The following is a 20,347-nucleotide window of genomic DNA, read 5'->3' on the forward strand; positions in this document are numbered from 1 at the left end:
CCTTACCCGAGACGGTTCATTACAGATTCAAACATCACACGACCGTCCGAGCCGCCAAGGGCTGGTTCGATCATCCGCTCAGGGTGCGGCATCATGCCAAGCACATTGCCTTTGGCGTTCATCACGCCCGCAATGCGGCGCTGGGCACCGTTGATGTCGTCTGCATAGCGGAATGCCACCTGGCCTTCGCCTTCAAGGCGGTCAAGTGTATCGGCGTCTGCGAAATAGTTACCGTCATGGTGAGCAACCGGGATCGTGATCTCTGCACCTTCATCATACCCGTTTGTGAAGAGGCTATCAGTGTTTTCCACCTTCAGCTTCACATCCTTACATACGAAATGCAGGTTTGCGTTGCGCATCAAGGCGCCCGGCAGCAGGCCAGTTTCCGTAAGGATCTGGAAACCGTTACACACACCAAAAGTTGGTACACCATCTTCCGCGCGTTTGATCACTTCTTTCATGATGTGTGAGCGTGCAGACATAGCGCCACAGCGCAGATAGTCGCCATAAGAAAAACCGCCGGGTAGGGCAATGAAGTCGACCTTGTCGAAATCATAATCCTGATGCCAGACCATAAGTGGCTTTTGCCCTGTAATTTTCTCAAGGGCAACAGCCATATCCCGGTCACAGTTTGAACCCGGGAATACAATGACTGCGGATTTCATATGCGCTACTCCAGCTCGATGCTGTAGTTTTCAATCACAGTGTTCGCAAGCAGCTTGCGGCACATTGCGTCTACTTCTTCTTGAGCTTTGGCGCGATCAGTTGCCTGAAGGTCAAGCTCGATATATTTGCCTTGGCGTGCTGCATCAACACCACCGAAGCCCATGTTACCGAGAGCGTGTTCAATCGCCTTACCTTGTGGGTCCAGAACACCGTTTTTAAGAGTTACAAAGATACGGGCTTTCATTGGCCTTAGCCTTCCTTCTTGTGATCAGCAATTTCTGTAACATCCGCGTTTGGTAGAATACCAAGGCGGCGGGCAACTTCCTGATAAGCTTCCATTTCACCACCGAGATCGCGGCGGAAACGGTCTTTATCCAGTTTTTCACCAGTTTTCATGTCCCATAGGCGGCAACCATCGGGGCTGATTTCATCCGCCAGAACAGTGATAACGTCTTCACCGTCTTCAAGGCGACCGAACTCAAGCTTGAAATCAACAAGTGTGATGCCGATGGCAGAAAAAAGCCCTGAGAGGAAATCATTCACTCTAAGGGCATAATAAGACATTTCTTCCAGTTCGTGTTCCTCGGCCCAGCCAAAGGTAAGAACGTGTTCTTCGGCAATGAGCGGGTCTCCAAGTTCGTCGGATTTATAGCAGTATTCGACGATTGGATTCGGAAGTTTGGTGCCTTCCTCAATACCGAGCCGTTTGGACATGCTGCCAGCGGCGATATTGCGGACAATTATCTCAACCGGGATAATTTCCACCTTTTTTACCAGCTGCTCACGCATATTCAGGCGTTCGATAAAGTGAGTTGGGATGCCAATATCGCTGAGCGCTTTAAAGATGTGCTCTGATATAATGTTGTTCACCACGCCTTTGCCTGCAAGGGTTCCCTTTTTCTCGGCATTATACGCAGTGGCATCGTCTTTGAAGTATTGAACAATAGTTCCTGGCTCCGGCCCTTCAAACAGAATTTTGGCCTTGCCTTCATAAATTGTATTGCGGCGGGACATGTGCTCTTTCTCGTCGCTAGGGTTTGTAGTGGTGCGCACTACATAACCGAACATTGAGCCTGCGACAATCTTTCTGTAACATTTATTGTGAACATTTCGTAACATACGGAAATTACGCAAAGAAATTTCCTGTACCTGTTGAAAGACTATGCTAAATTTATTATGTCCAAAATAGGAATCGGACGAGAGGAAAAACAACTAATGACAACGTTTGACAACCGCGAAAAAGCCTTCGAAGACAAATTTGCTCATGATGAAGGGATTGATTTCAAGGTACGTGCACGCCGTAACCGCCTGTTTGGCGAATGGTTGGCTACGGAACTTCTGGGCCTTTCTGGTGATGCGGTAGGGGAATATGCAGGTTCCGTTGTTACTGCCGATCTTGAAGAAGAAGGCGATGATGATGTGCTCCGTAAGGTTCATGCTGATCTGGAGGCGAAGAATGTTGATCTTTCTGATCACCGCCTTGAGAAGCGCCTTGAAGAGTTTATGGCAGTTGCCCGTGAGCAGATTGCAAGCGAAGCGTAAATTAAATACAGAGACAGTATTGTAAAATGTAAAGGGAAGCTTTTGCTTCCCTTTTTTAATTGTACGTTAAGTTGTTTATAGTTAAATTCTTCTAACCATAAGGTTGTATAAGGGTTGTTAAGTGTTGTCCGGGGTAAAGCTCATATTGATTATGCTGCTGACCATCTGTGTCGGAGCGGTAAAGGGCGAAGATGTATTGAAGGTTGGCTTGCTGACTGAAGACCGTCCTCCATTCTATATGGCTTCTAGTGAAAAAGGTTCTCTTGAAGGTATTTATATTGACCTGCTAAATGAAGCCTTTGCTGGTACGAACGTTCGCCTTGAATTTCACCGTTTGCCGCAAACTCGTCTTCGTCTCATGATGGAAGAGGGAGGCCTGGATGTTGAGCCCGGGATCGATATGCGCTGGAGGCAGCGCCCTCAAGAAGTTCTTGGGTCTGTTTATAGTGAACCTTTCATGGAAGATGCAGAGGTCCTTCTATTTGCGAAAGATGCTTACCGGGAAGATTATAATAAAATCTATATGCGTAAGTTGAGGTTTTGTGGTGTTCGAGGATATGAAATCCCTGATGCGTTGAAAGATTATCTTCCTAGTGAGTATGACAGCGCTAGCCAATTGTATGTTCTCAATGAAGTGCAGGCACTGCGGATGCTTGAGGTGTCGCGGTGTGACTATACATACATTTCAAAGCTACTATACCGATTTTTGAATATCTGGAATGCTTATGAAATAGAGGTACATCCGCATCCGCTTCAGCATTTCCAACTGCGTTTTCGGTTAAGCAGAAAGCATGAAAAATTGCTTGAGCGAGTTAACACGAATTTGGCACATATGCAGCAATCTGGTGAATTGCAGCGCATTATGAAGCGTTACGAGTAATTTAATTCGGAAGCCTGTCCTATGAAACAGGCCTTAGTTGTTTAGAAAGCTGAAACTAAACGGCTTTTCTTTGGTTTATCCTGTAACCGATAAAGCCAAGCGCCAGAAGAAGTATCAGGAGAGTTCCGGGTTCTGGAGTAGCAACAATATTTACAGTAGTTGTGTCGTTGCTTGTCAAATGTTGGCTTGAGCTAACATTAAGTATAGTACCGTTTGGCAGTGCAATTGTACCAACGCCTGTTGTGTTTGAACGCAGGATGCGTACAGATAACTTAATTGTATAGACGCCGACTGTTGGAAACACAGTACCAAGGCCTGTTGGAACTGTAAGCTGAAGGCCGTCTGCTACAGCGCCGTCGAAATTACTGTTATTGAAATCTCTGAACCGGGCATAACGAACGCCGTTAATATCCCATCTTACGCGGAAAGCTGCATAACTGGCGAGGTCACAGAGTGAAAAACCATTCACAGTGGTCCCACAAGCATCGAGAAGTAAATTATTCCCGATAGTGGTTGGGGTATAAAGGCCAACATCAGTTGTGAGAATTGGGAATGTAGCTTGCGATGGTGCGCTGACAAGCAGAGAGCAACCTATTGCCGCTAAACATACTTTAACTGTTTTTATAAAATTCTTCATCATTCATGCGCCTTTCAGGCGACCCCATATCTATATGGATTATATCCTGTTTCTTCTGAAAAATAAAGAAAATGCGGCTGTTTTGGTCAGCCTGACTTGAGGCCGTAAATAAAAACAGCGCTCAAACCGGAGCGCTGTTTTTAAATTTTATTATACTAACGTTTTCCGTCTTCGCCTCATAGCTATAAGCAGCGCCGGAATAAGAATAAGGGCAGTCTCTGGTTCTGGAACTGGTGCGGTAACTGATAAGCTAGCCTGCGCAAAGCTTGTATTCCGGTATCCGTTGGTTGTGTATCCTGAAGTGGAACACCCAGTACCAGGGGGACCATAATGAACGCCGCCAATATTTACGCCTGGATCACACCATGCTCGCGCAACATTTCCATCAGGCAGCAGGACATCATTCCAAAACTCTGGAGTGTGAATCAGAAGGCCGATAGTATAGTTACCAACTTGAGAAATAAGAGTGCCAGCTCCTGTAGAAAATGTGGGTGTAAGGCCGTGTACAGCATTTGAGCCAGTATATTCAGCAAGTGTTGATGTCACGCCATTCTGGCTAATCGACCACGTGAATTCAAAATTCTCCAGAGCTGTATTGGACAGAGTACAAAAGCCATAAGAAGGCTGAGAATTTGGTGTGTGAGTGGCTCTGTGAAGAGTGGAGCCACAGGCATCAACTGTAAGATCTTCACCAAGCGCAATGGGAGAGTAATTGTCTTGTTGCGCCAAAACATCGAAATAAAAATTGAAAGTTGCTTTGGCTTCTACTGAAATGCCGAGAGCAGAAACCAGCACACCGCAAGCTACTAAGGCTGTTTTTAACATGATGACCCCATCAACTACTTAAATGACTAACGCGTATTTTAAGTTTAGTTATTCATACATATATTTAATAAATATATAATGAGATAAAATTAAAAATGCAAATAATGAACTAGAGAACTTTATTTAAATGAAAATTCATTTCATAGACGGACTAGGAAGGTTGTATTGATATTTGCCCGGAAACCTTGGTGAAAGCTTTAAAGAGGCGTAAAATTAGAATAAATACCGCCCATATGTCCGTGTCAGCACTATCTTTGGCTTGAATTATCTGTAAGATATTGTTTTAAATCTTAATTAAATATTGTTCACCCGAAATAAGTGTTGGTGGGGTTTCGATGAAAAAACTTGGTATATTGGCAACGTGTTCCTTCATGGTTTTAGCCGCCTGTGGGTCTTCTGAAGAACAAGAACAACAGCAGCAAATAGACTTTTCTGCCTTTGACATCCCCACACTTGAAAAAATTGTTGCGGATGGAGAGCCTGTTCAGGCCATTCAAATTATTCGTGGTAAAGAGCAGCTTAATTTGGCGACGATTGAAGATTTCCTTCTATCAACAGAAATTTATATCACGCTTCTGAACGGTGTAGCTGCTGAGGTGGAGCTTGGTAAAGCTGTGGAACTGGGCGCAGAGGGGGAGCAGGTTGATTTGTTTCGGGCACGCGTCCTTCTTTTACAGAAGAAGCTGGAAGAAGCGGAGGAGTTCTTAGCTGAAACAACGTTTACCAATGATTTAGCGTATGAAGCACTATTGCTGCGCGGGGATATTAAAAACGAACTAAGAGAGTATGAAGCTGCCAGAGGTTTTTATCAGGCTGCAGTGGATGATAAACCCGATAACTATTATGGTTATGTTGGATTAGCACAGTTGGAGTTGAATCAGGGTTTTATTGAAGATGCCTTTGCAAATGCCAGCAGGGCGAATGAGCTTCAGCCCGATGATCCGATCGTTCTTTATCTTTTGGGGTCCACAAGCCGCTATCTGTTGAAGCCAGATGAAGCAATTGCATATCTTAAGCGCGCACTAGAACTCAATGGTCAACACTATTTGGCACTTCTTGAACTCGCGGCCATCTATATCGAAAAGAATGAATTTGAAGAAGCTCGTAAGCAGCTTGATGAAGTTTATGCTCTTTCCCCAGAAGATCGGATGGCGCGTTATTACTCCGCCCTTCTGTTAGCTTCTGAAGGAAAGAATGAAGAAGCCGAAGAGCTTATGTTGCGCCTTGGGGACCTGCCGAAAATCTACCCTCCAGCAGCTCGGGTATACGGGCACATTGCTTATCGTCTCGGCAAATATAGTACGGCGACGCCTTATTTAGAGCAGTTTCTGCGACTTTTGCCAGAAGACAGGCCTACCCGTCTTGCGCTGGCAGAATCCTATACGCGCAGAGGTAAGGCGAAAGAGGCACTTCGTCTGCTAAAAGTATTACTTGATGCAAATGAGGCTGACCTGGAGGCTAACTTGCAAGCCGCGGCCGCCGCTGGGATTATGGGGGACCGCCAGAAGGTTGGTGAATATGTAACCCGCGCTCAAAATCTGGCACAAAATGGTAGCGTTGATGATCAGGAATTAATTCGCTCGCTTGGGCGTCGTTTGGCTATCAATAACTTCCAAAAAGGTAACGATAAGGTTGCTATTGATCAATTGGAAGCAATGGCAGCTGAGGATGATAAAGACCTGTTAACACTGACATTGATGGCCAATCTCCAGATGGAGACGGGTGATCTGGAAAGTGCAGAGAAAACAACCAGTAGGCTATTAGCTGCTGCTCCGGACAGTCCTGTAGGGGCCAACCTTATGGGGTCTATCAGATATCGTCAGCGCAAAGTTGATGAAGCCCTTGAGCTTTACAACAAGGCAATTGAACAGAATTCCGAGTATGTTTCAGCGCTTAAAAACCGAGCTCTTGTTTATCTGGTTCAGGAAAAATTCCAGGAAGCACGGGAAGATTTGGCAAAAGTGGTTGCGGCTAATCCACGAGATGCACAGGCGAGAGGTATGTTTGGTAGGGCACTCCTTGAAACCGGAGATGCCAAAGAGTCTCTGGGGCATTTTCAGGCGGCCGAGGAAGCCTTCCCGAGATCTGCTATTTTACATGCCGATCATTCAGAGGCCCTTGCAAAACTTGGATATTATTCTACAGCGATCAAACGTGCTGAGAGAGCTATTTCCTATTCAGGCGGACACGAAAAACTCAATGAATATTTAAATAACCTGATCGCTGAGTGGACGGAAATTGATAAGAAGCAACGCGAAGAAGAAGCTAAGGCAAGAGAAGAGCGTAAGGCCAAACGTGCAGAGCAACGTAAAGAGCGCCAAGAACGTTTGAAAGAAGGGCAAAAAGAAGAGGAAACCACAGATGAAGGTGATGATGAACCGCCTGCAGATGAGCCACCTCTTCACTAATCGGTTGAATGATTTTTAAACTTCATTACAAAAAGCGCACTATACTTTCTTAGTGCGCTTTAGTTTTGTGAAAAGAATATGCCGTTTCTATTTCTAATCATGTTTTCTGTAATGGCAGGGTTCGCTGTTCTCTTGCCCACCATTGTATATCATTTGGAGAATCTTGGCGCGACAAGTGCTGAGGCGACGCAAATTCTTGCATGCTATAGTTTTGCACAGTTTTTTAGCGGTACACTTCTTGGGCGTTTATCAGACCGGATAGGTAGAAAGCCAGTTCTTGTTGCCGGGCTGTTTGGTGCTTTTGCTGCTTATGGGTTTCTTCATCTACATGCTTTTGACCTGGTAAGCACGTTAGCAGGGCTCGTACTCGCAGGCTTTTCATCTGGTATTGTGGCGGTAATATTTGCCTCAGTCACTGATATGACACTTCCTGAAAACCGAGCAAAGGGTATGGGAGCAATGGGAGCCGGCATTGGTCTTGCTTTTACATTGGGACCTGCTATCGGCGCATTTCTGGGGGCGGAAAATGCTATAGAAGCAACTATTCAAACACCGGTTCTTGCATCACTAGGATTTGTGGTTTTGGGGCTTCTGAGCGCTATCAGACTGAAAATTGTTGTTCTCTCTATTGATAATCAGGAAGAAGAGATAGGCGGCTGGAAGTTGGTGGCAGCCAAGCCTGTTTTAATGCAAATGGCATTTTTGATGTTTTTGTTTACTGCTACAACAGCACTTACCGAACCTATTATGCCACTGCTGCTCGATTACCGTTATGGATGGGGACCTAAAGAGCTTGGAACTGTCTTCGGGTATGTAGGGCTGATTATCATCCTCGTTCAGGGAGGTTTAGTGGGCCCGCTTGCGAGAAGGTACGGTGAACGAAAGCTGGTGGTAACTGGTGTTTTATTACAGTTCGTTGGGCTTATGATTTTGATCTACACGCCCGTATCATTCGGTATATTCGTGGGATTAGCCTTCACAAGTGTTGGTGGTGCACTCTTCAATACTAATGTTCTGGCTATAGCGTCTATGCAAGCACGGGAAAGCCGACGGGGCGTAATTCTTGGGGCGTTCCAGTCAATGATGTCTGTTGGCCGTTCAACGGGGCCATTAGTTGCGGGACTCCTGTTTACAATGAACCCAGATATGCCAATGTTTGTTGGCTCTGCGGTTTCTGTCGTCGTTTTAATGTGGCTTGGATCACTTTTATGGATTTCCCGTGAGTACTTGAAGTTGGCCTCCGATGATTGAAGGAAGAGCGATCACCGAAAGTTGGGAGCTAAAAGTTCCTTTTGTTATCTCTCGATCAAGTCGAACTCATGCAACGGTTGTTTATCTCGAAATTACGAATGGTACATTTGTTGGTCGGTCCGAATGTCAGCCAAATACAAGGTATGATGAAACACCTGATAGCGTGATTGATGAGCTGAATGCGCTGTTTCCAGCTACGCTTGAAAACCTAATGAAAGCTATTGATGGTTTGCACAGTATAGCTGCTCGAAATGCACTTGATTGCGCGCTTCTGGATCTGGAAGCGAAAATGAAGGGTGTGAGCGTTTCCGAGCGACTTCTCTTACCTCCGGCTTCTTCCGTACAATCTGTTTATACCATATCGGTCGGAACGCCTGATGATATGGCGGTTCAGGCTAAAAAATTGTTTGGTGAGGGTATTCGGTATATCAAGCTGAAACTGGCAGGTGATGGTGACGGTGAACGGGTTAAGGCTGTGAGAGCTGCTGTACCCGAGTTGAGCGTTGTAGTGGATGCGAATGAAGCTTGGAATGAACCGCTATACCGACGTTACATGCCTGTAATGGCTGCGTGTGGTGTAGAACTTGTGGAGCAACCTTTTCCTGCTGATGCCGACCAGATATTATCAGAACTTCCCAGAGATGTTCCTGTATGTGCTGATGAAAGTTGCCATGTTGCAGCTGATGTTGCGCGGCTTAAAAATCGCTATGATGCTGTGAATATTAAACTTGATAAGGCCGGAGGGCTGAGAGAAGGGCGCAATTTAATGCATGCAGCCCGCGCTGAAGATATGAAAGTAATGGTTGGCTGTATGCTTGGTACTAGCCTTGCTATGGCTCCCGCCTACTATCTGGCGTCACAGGCTGATTATGTTGATCTGGATGGGCCAGCGCTTCTGAAAAAAGACCGCAAAAGCGGTCTTAAAATTTCTGACGATGTAAAAATCTATTGCCCCGATGTTAAGCTCTGGGGCTAGCTAAATTCCATCAGGGCCTGTAGCTGGCGTGTCATCGGTAAACGCGTTTAGGCCAATAATAGTATATGTATCTTTTACACCAGCCACTGTTTGTACGGTATTTGCAATAAAACGACCGATCTCCTGATCGCTTCCTAATTGAAACTGTGCAAGAAGATCGTAGTTTCCTGATGTAGAATATACGCTCCGCACCTCAGGGATGTCATCAGCAATAGTAGCAGCAACATTATATGTTTTGCCCAATTCGCACTTAATCATCACAAATACTGTTTTCATTTTCGAATCCCAATGTTTGGTTTTCTATCTTCTAACCAATTGAACGGCAGTTGTGAAGGATTTGAATGTGCTTCGTAACATTTTGATAGGTAACTATTAATGTCTGATGCATAGGTGAAATTAGAAGTTTAAAATTAATTCATATCGAGTAGGTGGTCACAATATGATTACTCATTGTGTTTGCTACGTAATTAGATGTTGACGTTCCCTTCCTGTTAAATATGGTTAATCCACCTAAGTGTGTGTTTGCCGCTTTGGTATGAACTTATTTTTTGCTTACTTATTGTAAGTAAACGGTTTTATTTTTGAATTTTAATAAAATTTTTTCGAAATCGTCAGTCATTGTTAAAACTCGGTTAACGATTAGAGCATATTTTCAACGTAGGTGTGGAATTCACAATATGCGTGAAAAACGGAAGTTATTATGACGAATAGTCAGGATACCTCTGCGCGAGAGGTAAAGCTACCAAGGGAATTAGATCTGTTGGCAGCTGAATCTCTCAAGGAAACATTGCTTGCTGAACTGGATGAAGGTGAGGGCCTTCTTCTGGATGCATCTGATGTTGAACGGGTATCTACCCCTTGTATCGAAGTGCTTGTCTCCGCGCAAAAAACATGTGTGGCAACAAGCCAAAGTTTCCAAATTTCTAATTCATCTCAAGTGCTGGTTGATGCGTTTAGTGCGCTTGGTCTGGATGAACAGTTTAAAGGTTGGAGAACAATCCAATGAGCAAAAAAATTCTGGCAGTAGATGATAGTAAGACCATGCGTGACATGGTTTCATTTACACTGAAAGGCGCGGGGCATGATGTGCTTCTGGCTGATGATGGTGTGAATGCTCTATCTGCTTTGACCGGTGAAACTGTTGATCTCATTATTACTGATATCAACATGCCAAATATGAACGGAATTGAATTGGTGGAAAAGCTTCGCGCAGATCCCCGTTTCCGTGCAACGCCTATTCTTATTCTAACAACAGAATCTGACGATGGTTTGAAGCAGCGTGGTCGTGCTGCTGGCGCTACCGGTTGGATCGTGAAGCCTTTTGTACCTGAAAAGCTTTTGAAGGTTGTTGATAAGGTTTGTGCTTAAGTTTTAACTCGTTTTAGTGCTGAGTTTCCCTGAATTTATTAATATGTAGGTGCTAGATGCTTCCTGCCATGACAGATGACCCATTTGCTCAGTTTAAGCTGACATTCTTCGAAGAATGTACAGAGCTGCTGACAGATATGGAGCAAAATCTGGGGCTTGTTGAAAGCGGCAGTTTTGACAATGAAACCCTGCATGCGATTTTCCGTGCTGTTCATTCCATTAAGGCTGGTGCGGATGCATTTTCCTTTAAGCGCATGGTTGCTTTTACGCACAGATTTGAGTTTTTGCTCGATTTGCTGCGGGAAGAAAAACTGGCGGTAGATGAGCCACTTGTTGATACACTTTTTAAAAGCTTTGATGTTCTTTCTGATCTTGTAAGTTTTGCGCAGAACGGAGAAGAACCTGATGCGGAATATGGACAGGATGCGCTTGCCGCAATTGAGGGTTACCTAAGCGGCGATGTTGGAAGCCAACCAGCGGCGGAAGCAACAACAGATAAACCCGTTGTCGAAGAAAAAACGGATCAGGCTGTCGTCGAAACAGCAGATGTTCAATCGAAAGAAGAGGGCATCAACCACTTCCGTATTGAATTTACACCTAAAGAAGCGATGTATCGGCACGCTAATGAGCCACTGCTTATTATTCGTGAGCTTATGGAACTTGGCGAAATTACGACGACTATCGATACAGAACGCCTTCCAGAACTTGCCAAGCTCGAACCTGAAGATGCCTATTTCAGTTGGGTGTTTGAGCTAAAGACCCGCTACGGTCGTGATGATGTCGATGAAGTATTTGAGTTCGTTATTGATGACTGTGATCTTACTATCGTTACCCTTGGTGATGATAATGAGGTTGTAAGCGTTGATGTGAGCCCTGGGCACGCTGGTGACGACGACGATGATTTTGGTTTCTTTGTTGATGACGAAGCCCTGAAATCCGGCGTTGTAGATGCTAACCCGAAGCCTGTTGAAGAAGTTGTAGCCGAAACCAAGCCAGCTGAAGTTAAAGCGCCTGCTGCAGCTCCAGCCGCGACAACACCTGCTGCGCCAACTGGTCCTACAGCAAAAGCCGCTATGCCAAAAAGTGCTTCTATTCGTGTTGATGTGGATAGGGTCGACCGACTTGTAAACATGGTCGGTGAGCTTGTGATCACGCAGTCAATGCTTGCGCAGGAAGTCAATAATAGTGCGATGGACCAAAGCAGCAACGTAACGAACGGTATGGAAGAGCTTTCCATGCATATCCGTGAGTTGCAGGAAAATGTAATGTCTATTCGTATGCAGCCTGTAAAATCAGTGTTTGCGCGCATGCCCAGAATTGTTCGGGATGTTTCTAAAAAAGTTGGTAAGAAGGTCAAACTCATTACAGAAGGTGAAACAACGGAAGTTGATAAAACTGTAATTGAGGAATTGGCTGATCCGCTTACACATATGATCCGTAACTCGCTTGATCATGGTCTAGAGACACCAGAAGAGCGGCTTGCGGCAGGTAAGGGGGAAGAAGGTACAATTCGCCTCTCTGCTGAGCATCGTGGCGGCAGAATTGTGATTGAAATCACAGATGATGGTCGCGGGATTAACCGTGAAAAGGTTCTTTCGCTCGCCAAGGAAAAAGGTGTCGTTGCCGAGGATGCATCTTTGAGCGACGAAGAAATCGATAATCTTATCTTTGCTCCAGGCTTTTCCACGGCAGATGAGGTTACTGACCTTTCTGGCCGCGGTGTCGGTATGGATGTGGTGCGCAGAAATATTCAGGCACTGGGTGGCCGGGTTTCCGTAACCTCTACACCAGGCGTGGGCGCTCGTTTTCAGCTAACACTTCCACTGACGCTGGCTGTACTTGATGGCATGATCGTCGGTGCATCAGATGAAAAATATGTAATTCCAATCAATAATATTATTGAAACTGTACGGCCGCCTTCTAGCGACGTGGAAACACTCATTGATGGTAACAAGGTTATCCGCATTCGTGGTGAATATATCCGTGTAGTTTCAGTGGCGCGTATGTTTGGTGATGTGAATGCGTCAAACGATCCGTCCAAAGGGTTGGTTGTGCTTGTAGAAGCAGATGGCGGTAAGGTGATTGGCCTTCATGTTGATATGCTCGCAGGTCAGCAACAGGTAGTGATTAAGTCTCTTGAAACCAATTACCGGGCCGTTAAAGGCATTGCTTCGGCAACAATTCTTGGTGATGGCAGTGTATGCCTCATTCTGGATATTGATGCGCTCGCCCGGATGGAAGTGCCAAAAATAAAGAAACCAGAGCTGATGGCAGACAGCTTCGTTCCTAAACAGACCGAACAAACAGAGATGCCATCCGCTGAACATTTAGAAGCAGTCACTGCTTAAAAGCAAAAGGAAGTCGACATGACAGATGATGTTGCTGAAGGACAGCAGGTACCGGCGGGTTTTGATCCCCGGCTGCTTGGTAAGGCACAGTCAGATGTGGATGAGCAGGATGTTCAGCGTGGAAAGCTCGTTCAATATGTTTCGTTTAAGGTAGACGATAGCGAATACGGCATTGATATTATGGCGGTTCGTGAAATTCAGGGGTGGGTAACTGTAACTACTCTTCCTAACACCCCTGAGTATGTACGTGGGGTTCTTAACCTGCGTGGTACTATTGTTCCGATTTTTGATTTGAGATGCCGTTTCGGTAACGGCCTCACAGACGCTACTCCCCTTCATGTTGTGATTATTGTAGCTGTTGGAGAACGCATCATGGGCCTGCTCGTAGATGCTGTATCTGACATCTTAACCATCGGTACTGAAGAAATTCTTCCTGTCCCTGAGATTGAGGCACGCTCTGATCAGCGTTTCCTTAATGGGTTGATTACTGTTCAGGACCGTATGGTGGCGCTTCTTCAAATTGAGAAGCTTTTTGATATTGACGAGCTGGTTGCTCGCGTGGGTGCTGCTGCTGAATAGCAGACCACGTGGAATAGACTTTAGATTTGTAAGCCCTTAGGAGGCAAAAATGGCGGATATTAGTGTTTCAAATGTGGGCGAACAGGAAACTGGTAGTTTCCTAAGTTCTGCTTCAGCGAGAGCATGGTTGATTATGATCGTGGCTTTTGTTGTGATTGCGGTAGCATTTACAACATTCAATGAGCAACTTGGTACGTTCGGTACGCTGGCAGTTATTGCTGGTGTTATTGGTACGGCAGCCTTTTTTGTAGGCGCTAGTGGCACTGGTTCATCTGGTGGCAACGCTTTACACCTTCGAGATATGGAAGGGCAGGTTAATGCGATTAAAAAATCGCAGGCTGTTATCGAATTTAACATGGACGGTACGATCATCACCGCCAATGAAAACTTCCTGAATGCAATGGGGTATAGCCTCTTTGAAGTTCAAGGTAAGCATCACAGCATGTTTGCTGAACCAGCTTATGCGGCAAGCGCTGAGTATCGGGCATTTTGGGAAAAGCTAGGTCGTGGCGAGTTTGAAGCTGGTGAGTTTAAACGCCTTGGTAAAGGTGGGCGTGAAGTTTGGATTCAGGCGTCTTACAACCCGATTTTTGATGAAGAAGGTCGACCGTTCAAAGTTGTGAAATATGCAGTGGATGTAACTGACCAGAAAAAGCAGTCTGCTGACTTCGAAGGTCAGATTGAGGCCATTGGCAAATCTCAGGCCGTTATCGAATTCAACATGGATGGAACAATCATTACCGCCAATGATAACTTCCTTCAAACCATGGGCTATGCGCTTCACGAAATTCAGGGCCAACACCACAGAATGTTTGCCGACCCAATTCTGGCAGCAAGCCCAGAATATGCAGCTTTTTGGGAAGCTTTGAACCGAGGTGAATTTGCATCTGGTGAATATAAGCGCCTTGGTAAAGGTGCTAAGGAAGTATGGATTAACGCTTCCTATAACCCGATTATGGATTTGAATGGTAATCCGTTCAAGGTTGTGAAATATGCATCAGATATCACAGCACAAAAGCTTCAGGCTGCGAAGGATGCATTTAATGCCCGTATTAAGGTGGCACTGGATAGCGCAACAACGAATGTGATGCTTGCCGATACTAACTTCAACATCTTCTACATGAATGAAAGCATGGTAGCGATGATGAAGAATGCAGAGGCGGACCTGAAGAAGGACCTGCCGAACTTCAACGCCGATACCCTTATTGGTACTAACATTGATGGCTTCCATAAAGACCCGAGCCACCAACGCAGTTTGGTTGGGAAACTGGACCGAACCTATGAAACGCAGATTAAAGTTGGTGGCCGCACGTTTGATTTGATTGCTAACCCTGTAATGGGCGAAGACGGTAATCGTATTGGTACATCTGTTGAATGGGCGGATATTACCGAACGATTGGCGCGTGAGTTACTTGAAAAGAAAGAAGCTGCTCAAAACGCACAAATCAAGCAGGCGCTTGATAAAGTAACAGCGAATGTGATGGTAGCTGATGCTGAGATGGGCATCTCTTATATGAATGAGAGCATGCAATCGATGTTTAAGACGGCGGAAACTGATATTCGTCAGGTTCTACCAAGTTTTGATGCATCAAACCTTATTGGTCAGAACCCAGATATCTTCCACCAAAATCCTGCGCACCAACGTGGTTTGATTACAAACCTAGCTGCAACGCACAGTACTGAAATCAGTGTTGGTAGCCGGAAATTTACGCTTATTGCGAACCCTGTTCATAATGCGGAAGGCGAACGTCTTGGTACAGTTGTGGAGTGGGGTGATGTTACAGCTGAACGTAATGTTGAAAGCGAAATTAACGCAGTGGTAGATGCTGCCGTTGCAGGTGATCTCTCGCAGCGCGTTGACCTGAACGGTAAAGATGGTTTCCTTCTGAATGTGTCGAAAGGTATCAACGAATTTGCTGAAACATGTGCACAAGGCCTTGGTGATGTTGCTCATATGCTTGAAGCAATGGCGATGGGTGATCTAACCAAACGTATTACCAATGAATATCATGGTACGTTTGACGAATTAAAGCGCAATTCTAATGAAGCAGCTGAGAAGCTTTCAGAGGCATTGTCTCAAATTTCTGTTGGTGCTGATGAAGTTAGCAATGCATCAACAGAAATCGCATCTGGAAGTGCTGATCTATCTCAGCGTACCGAACAACAAGCTTCTTCACTCGAAGAAACAGCGGCTTCTATGGAAGAAATGGAAGGTGCGGTTAAAACCAACGCAGATAATGCCAAAGAAGCTAACTCCCGCGGTCTTGCGGCTCGTGGTGTGGCTGAAAATGGCGGCGCTGTGGTTGATAAAGCCGTATCAGCGATGTCTCGCATCGAAGAATCTTCGCAGAAGATTTCTGATATTATCGGTGTGATTGATGAGATTGCTTTCCAGACTAACCTGCTTGCATTGAATGCAGCCGTTGAGGCGGCGAGAGCAGGGGATGCCGGTAAAGGCTTTGCTGTGGTGGCGTCTGAGGTTCGGGCTCTGGCTCAACGTTCTTCTGAGGCTGCGAAGGATATTAAGTCACTCATCGTGGATAGTAACACTCAAGTTAAGGACGGTGTGGAGCTGGTAAACGAGGCTGGTACACAGCTTCGCGAAATTGTGGACTCCATTAAAACGGTAACTGAACTTGTGTCAGAGATTGCTTCTGCAAACCAGGAACAAGCCACAGGTATTGCGGAAATCAACCGTGCCGTTGCTGAAATGGACGAAATGACCCAGCAGAACTCTGCTCTGGTAGAGGAAACAGCTGCTTCTGGTCGTTCGCTCGAGGAACAAGCAGAACTCATGCGTGAGCGCGTTTCATTCTTCAGAATTGATGGCATTGAGCAGCCGAAGATTGTTTCTCCGGTTTCAAGGCCAGCCCCAAGTCAGCCGGCACCAGTGAGGGCCGCTCCGGCACCTAAGCCAACGCCTGCGGCAGCAGCGCTGGATGATGACGATGATTGGGCTGAATTCTAAGAACTGTTTGATTTAGATTGAAGAAGAGCGGGGTACGCCCCGCTTGCTTATTTTGATGGGGTAGATGGAATTCATGACTAATCGCGAATTTACATTTCGAAAATCTGAATTTAATGCGCTGCGTGAAATTGTTTATGCGCGTACAGGAATTCACCTTAAAGAAACCAAATTCGAAATGGTTTACAGCCGTCTGGCTCGTAGAATTCGCGCGCTTAAAATGCAGGATTTCGCTGAATATCTTGAATATATTAAAAGTCCGGAAGGTGATGCGGAAGCTGGTGATTTTGTTAATGCAATGACAACGAACCTAACGCGGTTTTTCCGTGAGGGTCATCATTTTCAGTATCTCCGCAATGATGTCATCAAGCCAAAAGTTGAAGGTGCAAGAAGAGGACTGTTTGACCGAAAGCTACGCATCTGGTCTGCTGGATGTTCTTCGGGCATGGAACCTTATTCAATTGCTATGACGGTGAAGGCTTCATTGCCATCCAATGAAAAGTGGGATGTAAAAATCCTCGCTACCGATATTGATACCAATATGTTGAATACTGGTAGAGCTGGGCTCTACCGCGACCGTGACTGTGAAAGTATCCCACCTAAGCTTCTAAAGCGGTTTGTAGATATTCAGCCGGACGGTAAAGGGCAGATGAATAGCGATCTGCGATCGTTGATTAGCTTTAAGTATCTTAATTTGATGGAAAGTTGGCCAATTAAGGGGCCATTTGATGCTATTTTTTGCCGGAATGTGATGATTTATTTTGACGTTCCCACCCAACAGAAGCTTGTTACGCGTTATATGGATTTACTTGGGCCTGAAGGCTTGATTTTTGTTGGGCACGCGGAAGCTCTGGTTGCCAACCACCCCTCCCTAATTTCTGTTGGTCGATCCAGTTTCCGGGTAGCTGATGATTATAGGAAGAGCGCATAATGGCTGTAACAACAAACGAACGCAGGCTCGCTGCTAGAAATCAGCCTGAAATTAAGCGATATTTTGATAGTAAATATAAGCATATGGTTGTGAAGCTCTTGCCGGGTGATCATTATGTTTCCGGTGAGCCCAGCGAAATGTTGGTGACCGTGTTGGGTAGCTGTGTTGCGGCATGCATTCGAGATCCTGAAACCGGTATTGGCGGTATGAACCATTTCATGCTGCCTGCTGGTGATGCGAATAGCTGGAGTGCTCTTAACGCAGCCATGCGCTACGGCAACCATGCAATGGAAGTGCTTATCAACGAAATGATGCGGCTTGGCTGCCCGCGCGAGAGAATGGAAGTTAAAGTATTCGGGGGCGCAAATGTTATCGGTGCTGGTGGGGATGTAGGCCACCGGAATGCAACGTTTGTGGAAGAGTATTTGGCAAATGAAGGCTTCACGCCAGCGGCAGTGGATTTACGCGGCAGTTATGGGCGGCGTATTCATTATTTCCCGGCTACTGGAAAGGTGAAACGGCTTTTGCTCAGAAGAGCATCAGATCGTAAGGTCTTCTCAAGTGAAAGCAAATACCAACAAAATATGAAACCGTCGGAAGAATCTTCTGGTGGTGATATTGAGTTATTTGATTAGAGATTTTGGATGTCTGAGAAGAAAATAAGAGTATTGATTTGTGATGATTCCGCTCTCGTAAGGCAGATACTGAATAGTGTTTTTGAGAGTGATCCTCAGATTGAAGTGGTGGGAACTGCTTCTAATCCTTTGATTGCACGTCAAAAAATTAAACAACTCAACCCTGATGTGCTTACGCTCGATATTGAGATGCCAGAAATGGATGGTCTCACCTTCTTAGAGAAAATCATGACGCTTCGCCCGATGCCTGTTGTTATGATTTCTTCTCTAACACAGCAGGGAACCGCTCAAACCCTTCGTGCTTTGGAACTTGGCGTGTGTGATATTGTTGGTAAGCCAACAAGTGATCTTCAGACCAACTTCCAGACGATGAAGCATGAAATCATCACAAAGGTAAAGGCCGCGGCAACTGCACGTATTCGTCCTCCTATGGCAATGCGACGTGAAGAAAAAACGGCAAGTAAAGGCCGTTCCGCAGTTGAACTTATTGCTTTCGGCGCCTCAACAGGCGGGGTTGTGGCATTAAAAGAAGTGTTACCTGAATTTCCGATCGATAGTCCGCCTATCGTTATTGTTCAGCATATGCCGGAAGCATACACTCCCGGGTTCGCTGAACGCCTTGATATTGCAGCCAGAGTGAACGTCGTTGAATCTGAAGACGGTATGGAACTTAAGCCCGGCTGTGCATATCTGGCGAATGGCGGACAGCATATGAAAATCGTGAAGCGTGGCACGAAAATGTATATCGAACAGTGCGATACCGAAGCTGTTTCCGGGCACAGGCCAAGTGTTGATGTAACCTTTGAATCCATTGCTGAAAATATTAAAGGCAAAGTGGTTGCTTCAATCCTTACAGGTATGGGCCGTGATGGTGCCCGAGGTATGCTTGCTCTTCGTAGAGCAGGGGCTCTGACCATTGGTCAATCCGAAGATACTTGCGTGGTGTATGGCATGCCGCGAGTGGCATTTGAAGTTGGCGGGGTGGAGAAGGTGCTACCCCTTTCCAAGATCGGGACAGAGGTTCAAAAAGCTTGCTGGCCAGGGGCTTAATTAATCTGGCTTTGTTAACCTTATGATAAGGCTAAGTTGTAAGTATAGAACAATAATTTAAATCGGATACAACATGTCATCAATTAATAGCTTGGAAACACAACCAGTGCCTGAAGGCGTTTCAGCTAGCATTTCGGAAGGTAGATCTTTGGAGGCGTCTCTAAAGAAATGGTTGGAACTGCGCCATATTCTAGGCCGTAGTTATTCAACATTGGGTGGTGAAATTGATTTGGTTGCAGCGCTTGTTGCAACAAGCACTGATGAACTTTCAGAGTTGTTTCATAATCTTGTAGGAAATGCTCAAAGCCAGAGCCAGAGTATGGAGCAGATTATTCATTCTGCTTCCCGTATCACACTGGATAGCGAAGAACTCACTTTGCAGGAAGTTGTAGGCTTTCTGGAAGAGGTTTTCTCCGAAGGTATTATGAATGTGCTTGAGCTTGCACAAACGGCTATGAGCCTTGTGTATGCGCTTGATGATGTTGTGATCGATGTAAATGAAGTTGTTAAAAACATCAAAGAGATCGAGCAGATCAACAAACAAACTAACCTTCTGGCCCTGAATGCGAAGATTGAAGCAACGCGGGCAGGCGAAGCAGGTAAAGGCTTTGGTGTTGTTGCCGATGAAGTGCGACAACTCTCTAAAGATATTAATAATATGTCCACTACTCTGAGAACCAGAGTTGATGCGGTTCATAAGGGTATTGAGAACGGACACGAAAAGCTTCAATCCATTGCCAGCCTTGATATGAGCAGCAACCTTCAAGCTAAAGACCGTATTGAAGGTATGATGCATGCTCTTATTTCTCAGAATGAAGACTTTACCCGTCGTCTTGAACACTCAACAGAGCTTTCCAGGCAGCTGCAAAATGATATGTCGTCCGTTATTCAGAAGTTCCAGTTCCAGGATAGAGCACAACAGCAGCTTGATAGTATCAAGATTACAATGGGTGTTTTAAATGATATCACAGAAGACTTGGCCGTAGAGACCATTACGGAGAACAGCATTGAGGATGTTGAAAATACGTCTGAAAATATGCAGGGCTGGGTCGATACAGTAATTAAAAAATGTACACTTGGAGAAGTGCGTCAGCGTTTTGTACAGGGTGTGTTGCTAAGTACTGATGGTAGTAATAAGATTGTTGAAATTTCAAACGCATCCGATGATGATGACGAGATTGAGATGTTTGATGCTGCTTTAGGGGATATCAGTCAACCATCCGCTAGCTTAGATGATGAAGACGATGACGATAACATTGAGCTATTTTAGATTGGGAGAAAGTCAC

At 45.5% G+C, this 20,347-nt stretch carries 20 protein-coding genes; 14 read left to right on the plus strand and 6 right to left on the minus strand.

Annotated features, from left to right (window positions below):
• Positions 1-2 precede the first annotated feature (2 nt).
• The 3 genes from purQ to purC are packed head-to-tail and all read right to left on the minus strand — an operon-like array spanning position 3 to position 1,680.
• Entirely contained in the window at positions 3-665 is a 663-nt protein-coding gene (gene purQ, locus MF542_RS09455; protein WP_247018448.1) for a phosphoribosylformylglycinamidine synthase subunit PurQ, read from the minus strand.
• Positions 666-670: 5 nt separating this feature from the next.
• Positions 671-910 carry a phosphoribosylformylglycinamidine synthase subunit PurS gene (gene purS, locus MF542_RS09460; RefSeq protein ID WP_247018457.1) on the minus strand — a complete coding sequence of 80 codons (240 nt, stop codon included), beginning with the start codon at positions 908-910 and terminating at the stop codon, positions 671-673.
• A gap of 5 nt (positions 911-915) precedes the next feature.
• On the minus strand, positions 916-1,680 hold the full coding sequence (purC, locus tag MF542_RS09465; RefSeq protein WP_343264878.1) for a phosphoribosylaminoimidazolesuccinocarboxamide synthase: 765 nt from the start codon (positions 1,678-1,680) through the stop codon (positions 916-918).
• Between the two features lie 201 nt (positions 1,681-1,881).
• On the opposite strand from purC, the gene MF542_RS09470 reads away from it, so the two are divergent.
• Positions 1,882-2,208: a DUF1476 domain-containing protein gene (locus tag MF542_RS09470; RefSeq protein ID WP_247018461.1), complete on the plus strand. Its 327-nt coding sequence runs from the start codon at positions 1,882-1,884 to the stop codon at positions 2,206-2,208.
• Positions 2,209-2,359: 151 nt separating this feature from the next.
• Positions 2,360-3,088 (plus strand): substrate-binding periplasmic protein, encoded by a 729-nt coding sequence (locus MF542_RS09475; protein ID WP_247019095.1) that lies wholly within the window; start codon positions 2,360-2,362, stop codon positions 3,086-3,088.
• 55 nt (positions 3,089-3,143) lie between these two features.
• Here MF542_RS09475 and MF542_RS09480 read toward each other — a convergent pair whose 3' ends face one another.
• Both MF542_RS09480 and MF542_RS09485 read right to left on the minus strand, forming a co-directional pair.
• Positions 3,144-3,728, minus strand: coding sequence for a PEP-CTERM sorting domain-containing protein (locus MF542_RS09480; RefSeq protein ID WP_247018463.1), 585 nt, complete (start codon positions 3,726-3,728; stop codon positions 3,144-3,146).
• Between the two features lie 147 nt (positions 3,729-3,875).
• Positions 3,876-4,550, minus strand: coding sequence for a hypothetical protein (locus tag MF542_RS09485; RefSeq protein WP_247018465.1), 675 nt, complete (start codon positions 4,548-4,550; stop codon positions 3,876-3,878).
• A gap of 335 nt (positions 4,551-4,885) precedes the next feature.
• On the opposite strand from MF542_RS09485, the gene MF542_RS09490 reads away from it, so the two are divergent.
• The 3 genes from MF542_RS09490 to MF542_RS09500 all read left to right on the plus strand — a co-directional run bounded on the left by MF542_RS09490 (position 4,886) and on the right by MF542_RS09500 (position 9,185).
• On the plus strand, positions 4,886-6,958 hold the full coding sequence (locus MF542_RS09490; RefSeq protein WP_247018467.1) for a tetratricopeptide repeat protein: 2,073 nt from the start codon (positions 4,886-4,888) through the stop codon (positions 6,956-6,958).
• 78 nt (positions 6,959-7,036) lie between these two features.
• Complete coding sequence (locus MF542_RS09495) at positions 7,037-8,209, plus strand: MFS transporter (RefSeq protein WP_247018469.1); 1,173 nt, start codon at positions 7,037-7,039, stop codon at positions 8,207-8,209.
• Positions 8,202-9,185, plus strand: a complete 984-nt coding sequence (locus MF542_RS09500) for a dipeptide epimerase (RefSeq protein WP_247018471.1) — start codon at positions 8,202-8,204, stop codon at positions 9,183-9,185. The genes MF542_RS09495 and MF542_RS09500 overlap by 8 nt, the downstream gene beginning before the upstream one ends.
• Here the strand turns inward: MF542_RS09500 and MF542_RS09505 are convergent, their stop codons facing one another.
• Positions 9,186-9,461, minus strand: coding sequence for an Lrp/AsnC ligand binding domain-containing protein (locus MF542_RS09505; protein ID WP_247018473.1), 276 nt, complete (start codon positions 9,459-9,461; stop codon positions 9,186-9,188). It abuts the gene before it with no gap.
• A gap of 424 nt (positions 9,462-9,885) precedes the next feature.
• On the opposite strand from MF542_RS09505, the gene MF542_RS09510 reads away from it, so the two are divergent.
• The 9 genes from MF542_RS09510 to MF542_RS09550 all read left to right on the plus strand — a co-directional run bounded on the left by MF542_RS09510 (position 9,886) and on the right by MF542_RS09550 (position 20,331).
• Positions 9,886-10,191 (plus strand): STAS domain-containing protein, encoded by a 306-nt coding sequence (locus MF542_RS09510; RefSeq protein WP_247018475.1) that lies wholly within the window; start codon positions 9,886-9,888, stop codon positions 10,189-10,191.
• The gene (locus tag MF542_RS09515; RefSeq protein WP_247018477.1) at positions 10,188-10,553 is read left to right on the plus strand and encodes a response regulator; all 366 of its coding nucleotides are present in this window, start codon (positions 10,188-10,190) and stop codon (positions 10,551-10,553) included. Before MF542_RS09510 ends, MF542_RS09515 begins: the two co-directional genes overlap by 4 nt.
• Positions 10,554-10,621: 68 nt before the next feature.
• Positions 10,622-12,901: a chemotaxis protein CheA gene (locus tag MF542_RS09520; protein ID WP_247018479.1), complete on the plus strand. Its 2,280-nt coding sequence runs from the start codon at positions 10,622-10,624 to the stop codon at positions 12,899-12,901.
• A gap of 18 nt (positions 12,902-12,919) precedes the next feature.
• On the plus strand, positions 12,920-13,480 hold the full coding sequence (locus tag MF542_RS09525; protein ID WP_247018481.1) for a chemotaxis protein CheW: 561 nt from the start codon (positions 12,920-12,922) through the stop codon (positions 13,478-13,480).
• A gap of 49 nt (positions 13,481-13,529) precedes the next feature.
• Positions 13,530-16,448, plus strand: coding sequence for a methyl-accepting chemotaxis protein (locus tag MF542_RS09530; RefSeq protein ID WP_247018483.1), 2,919 nt, complete (start codon positions 13,530-13,532; stop codon positions 16,446-16,448).
• A gap of 73 nt (positions 16,449-16,521) precedes the next feature.
• The gene (locus tag MF542_RS09535) at positions 16,522-17,376 is read left to right on the plus strand and encodes a CheR family methyltransferase (RefSeq protein WP_247018485.1); all 855 of its coding nucleotides are present in this window, start codon (positions 16,522-16,524) and stop codon (positions 17,374-17,376) included.
• Complete coding sequence (locus MF542_RS09540) at positions 17,376-18,011, plus strand: hypothetical protein (protein ID WP_247018487.1); 636 nt, start codon at positions 17,376-17,378, stop codon at positions 18,009-18,011. The genes MF542_RS09535 and MF542_RS09540 overlap by 1 nt, the downstream gene beginning before the upstream one ends.
• Before the next feature lie 9 nt (positions 18,012-18,020).
• Positions 18,021-19,061 (plus strand): protein-glutamate methylesterase/protein-glutamine glutaminase, encoded by a 1,041-nt coding sequence (locus tag MF542_RS09545; protein ID WP_247018489.1) that lies wholly within the window; start codon positions 18,021-18,023, stop codon positions 19,059-19,061.
• Positions 19,062-19,134: 73 nt separating this feature from the next.
• Positions 19,135-20,331, plus strand: a complete 1,197-nt coding sequence (locus tag MF542_RS09550) for a methyl-accepting chemotaxis protein (protein WP_247018491.1) — start codon at positions 19,135-19,137, stop codon at positions 20,329-20,331.
• The last annotated feature ends 16 nt before the right edge of the window (positions 20,332-20,347 follow it).

This window comes from Kordiimonas laminariae, from assembly GCF_023008165.1.
In the GTDB taxonomy this organism is placed as follows: domain Bacteria; phylum Pseudomonadota; class Alphaproteobacteria; order Sphingomonadales; family Kordiimonadaceae; genus Kordiimonas; species Kordiimonas laminariae.

Excerpts from the sequence above, each read along its gene's own strand:
- purQ (WP_247018448.1), bottom strand. The coding sequence starts at position 665 with ATGAAATCCGCAGTCATTGTATTCCCGGGTTCAAACTGTGACCGGGAT.
- purS (WP_247018457.1), bottom strand. The coding sequence starts at position 910 with ATGAAAGCCCGTATCTTTGTAACTCTTAAAAACGGTGTTCTGGACCCA.
- purC (WP_343264878.1), bottom strand. The coding sequence starts at position 1,680 with ATGTCCCGCCGCAATACAATTTATGAAGGCAAGGCCAAAATTCTGTTT.
- MF542_RS09470 (WP_247018461.1), top strand. The coding sequence starts at position 1,882 with ATGACAACGTTTGACAACCGCGAAAAAGCCTTCGAAGACAAATTTGCT.
- MF542_RS09475 (WP_247019095.1), top strand. The coding sequence starts at position 2,360 with ATGCTGCTGACCATCTGTGTCGGAGCGGTAAAGGGCGAAGATGTATTG.
- MF542_RS09480 (WP_247018463.1), bottom strand. The coding sequence starts at position 3,728 with ATGATGAAGAATTTTATAAAAACAGTTAAAGTATGTTTAGCGGCAATA.
- MF542_RS09485 (WP_247018465.1), bottom strand. The coding sequence starts at position 4,550 with ATGTTAAAAACAGCCTTAGTAGCTTGCGGTGTGCTGGTTTCTGCTCTC.
- MF542_RS09490 (WP_247018467.1), top strand. The coding sequence starts at position 4,886 with ATGAAAAAACTTGGTATATTGGCAACGTGTTCCTTCATGGTTTTAGCC.
- MF542_RS09495 (WP_247018469.1), top strand. The coding sequence starts at position 7,037 with ATGCCGTTTCTATTTCTAATCATGTTTTCTGTAATGGCAGGGTTCGCT.
- MF542_RS09500 (WP_247018471.1), top strand. The coding sequence starts at position 8,202 with ATGATTGAAGGAAGAGCGATCACCGAAAGTTGGGAGCTAAAAGTTCCT.
- MF542_RS09505 (WP_247018473.1), bottom strand. The coding sequence starts at position 9,461 with ATGAAAACAGTATTTGTGATGATTAAGTGCGAATTGGGCAAAACATAT.
- MF542_RS09510 (WP_247018475.1), top strand. The coding sequence starts at position 9,886 with ATGACGAATAGTCAGGATACCTCTGCGCGAGAGGTAAAGCTACCAAGG.
- MF542_RS09515 (WP_247018477.1), top strand. The coding sequence starts at position 10,188 with ATGAGCAAAAAAATTCTGGCAGTAGATGATAGTAAGACCATGCGTGAC.
- MF542_RS09520 (WP_247018479.1), top strand. The coding sequence starts at position 10,622 with ATGACAGATGACCCATTTGCTCAGTTTAAGCTGACATTCTTCGAAGAA.
- MF542_RS09525 (WP_247018481.1), top strand. The coding sequence starts at position 12,920 with ATGACAGATGATGTTGCTGAAGGACAGCAGGTACCGGCGGGTTTTGAT.
- MF542_RS09530 (WP_247018483.1), top strand. The coding sequence starts at position 13,530 with ATGGCGGATATTAGTGTTTCAAATGTGGGCGAACAGGAAACTGGTAGT.
- MF542_RS09535 (WP_247018485.1), top strand. The coding sequence starts at position 16,522 with ATGACTAATCGCGAATTTACATTTCGAAAATCTGAATTTAATGCGCTG.
- MF542_RS09540 (WP_247018487.1), top strand. The coding sequence starts at position 17,376 with ATGGCTGTAACAACAAACGAACGCAGGCTCGCTGCTAGAAATCAGCCT.
- MF542_RS09545 (WP_247018489.1), top strand. The coding sequence starts at position 18,021 with ATGTCTGAGAAGAAAATAAGAGTATTGATTTGTGATGATTCCGCTCTC.
- MF542_RS09550 (WP_247018491.1), top strand. The coding sequence starts at position 19,135 with ATGTCATCAATTAATAGCTTGGAAACACAACCAGTGCCTGAAGGCGTT.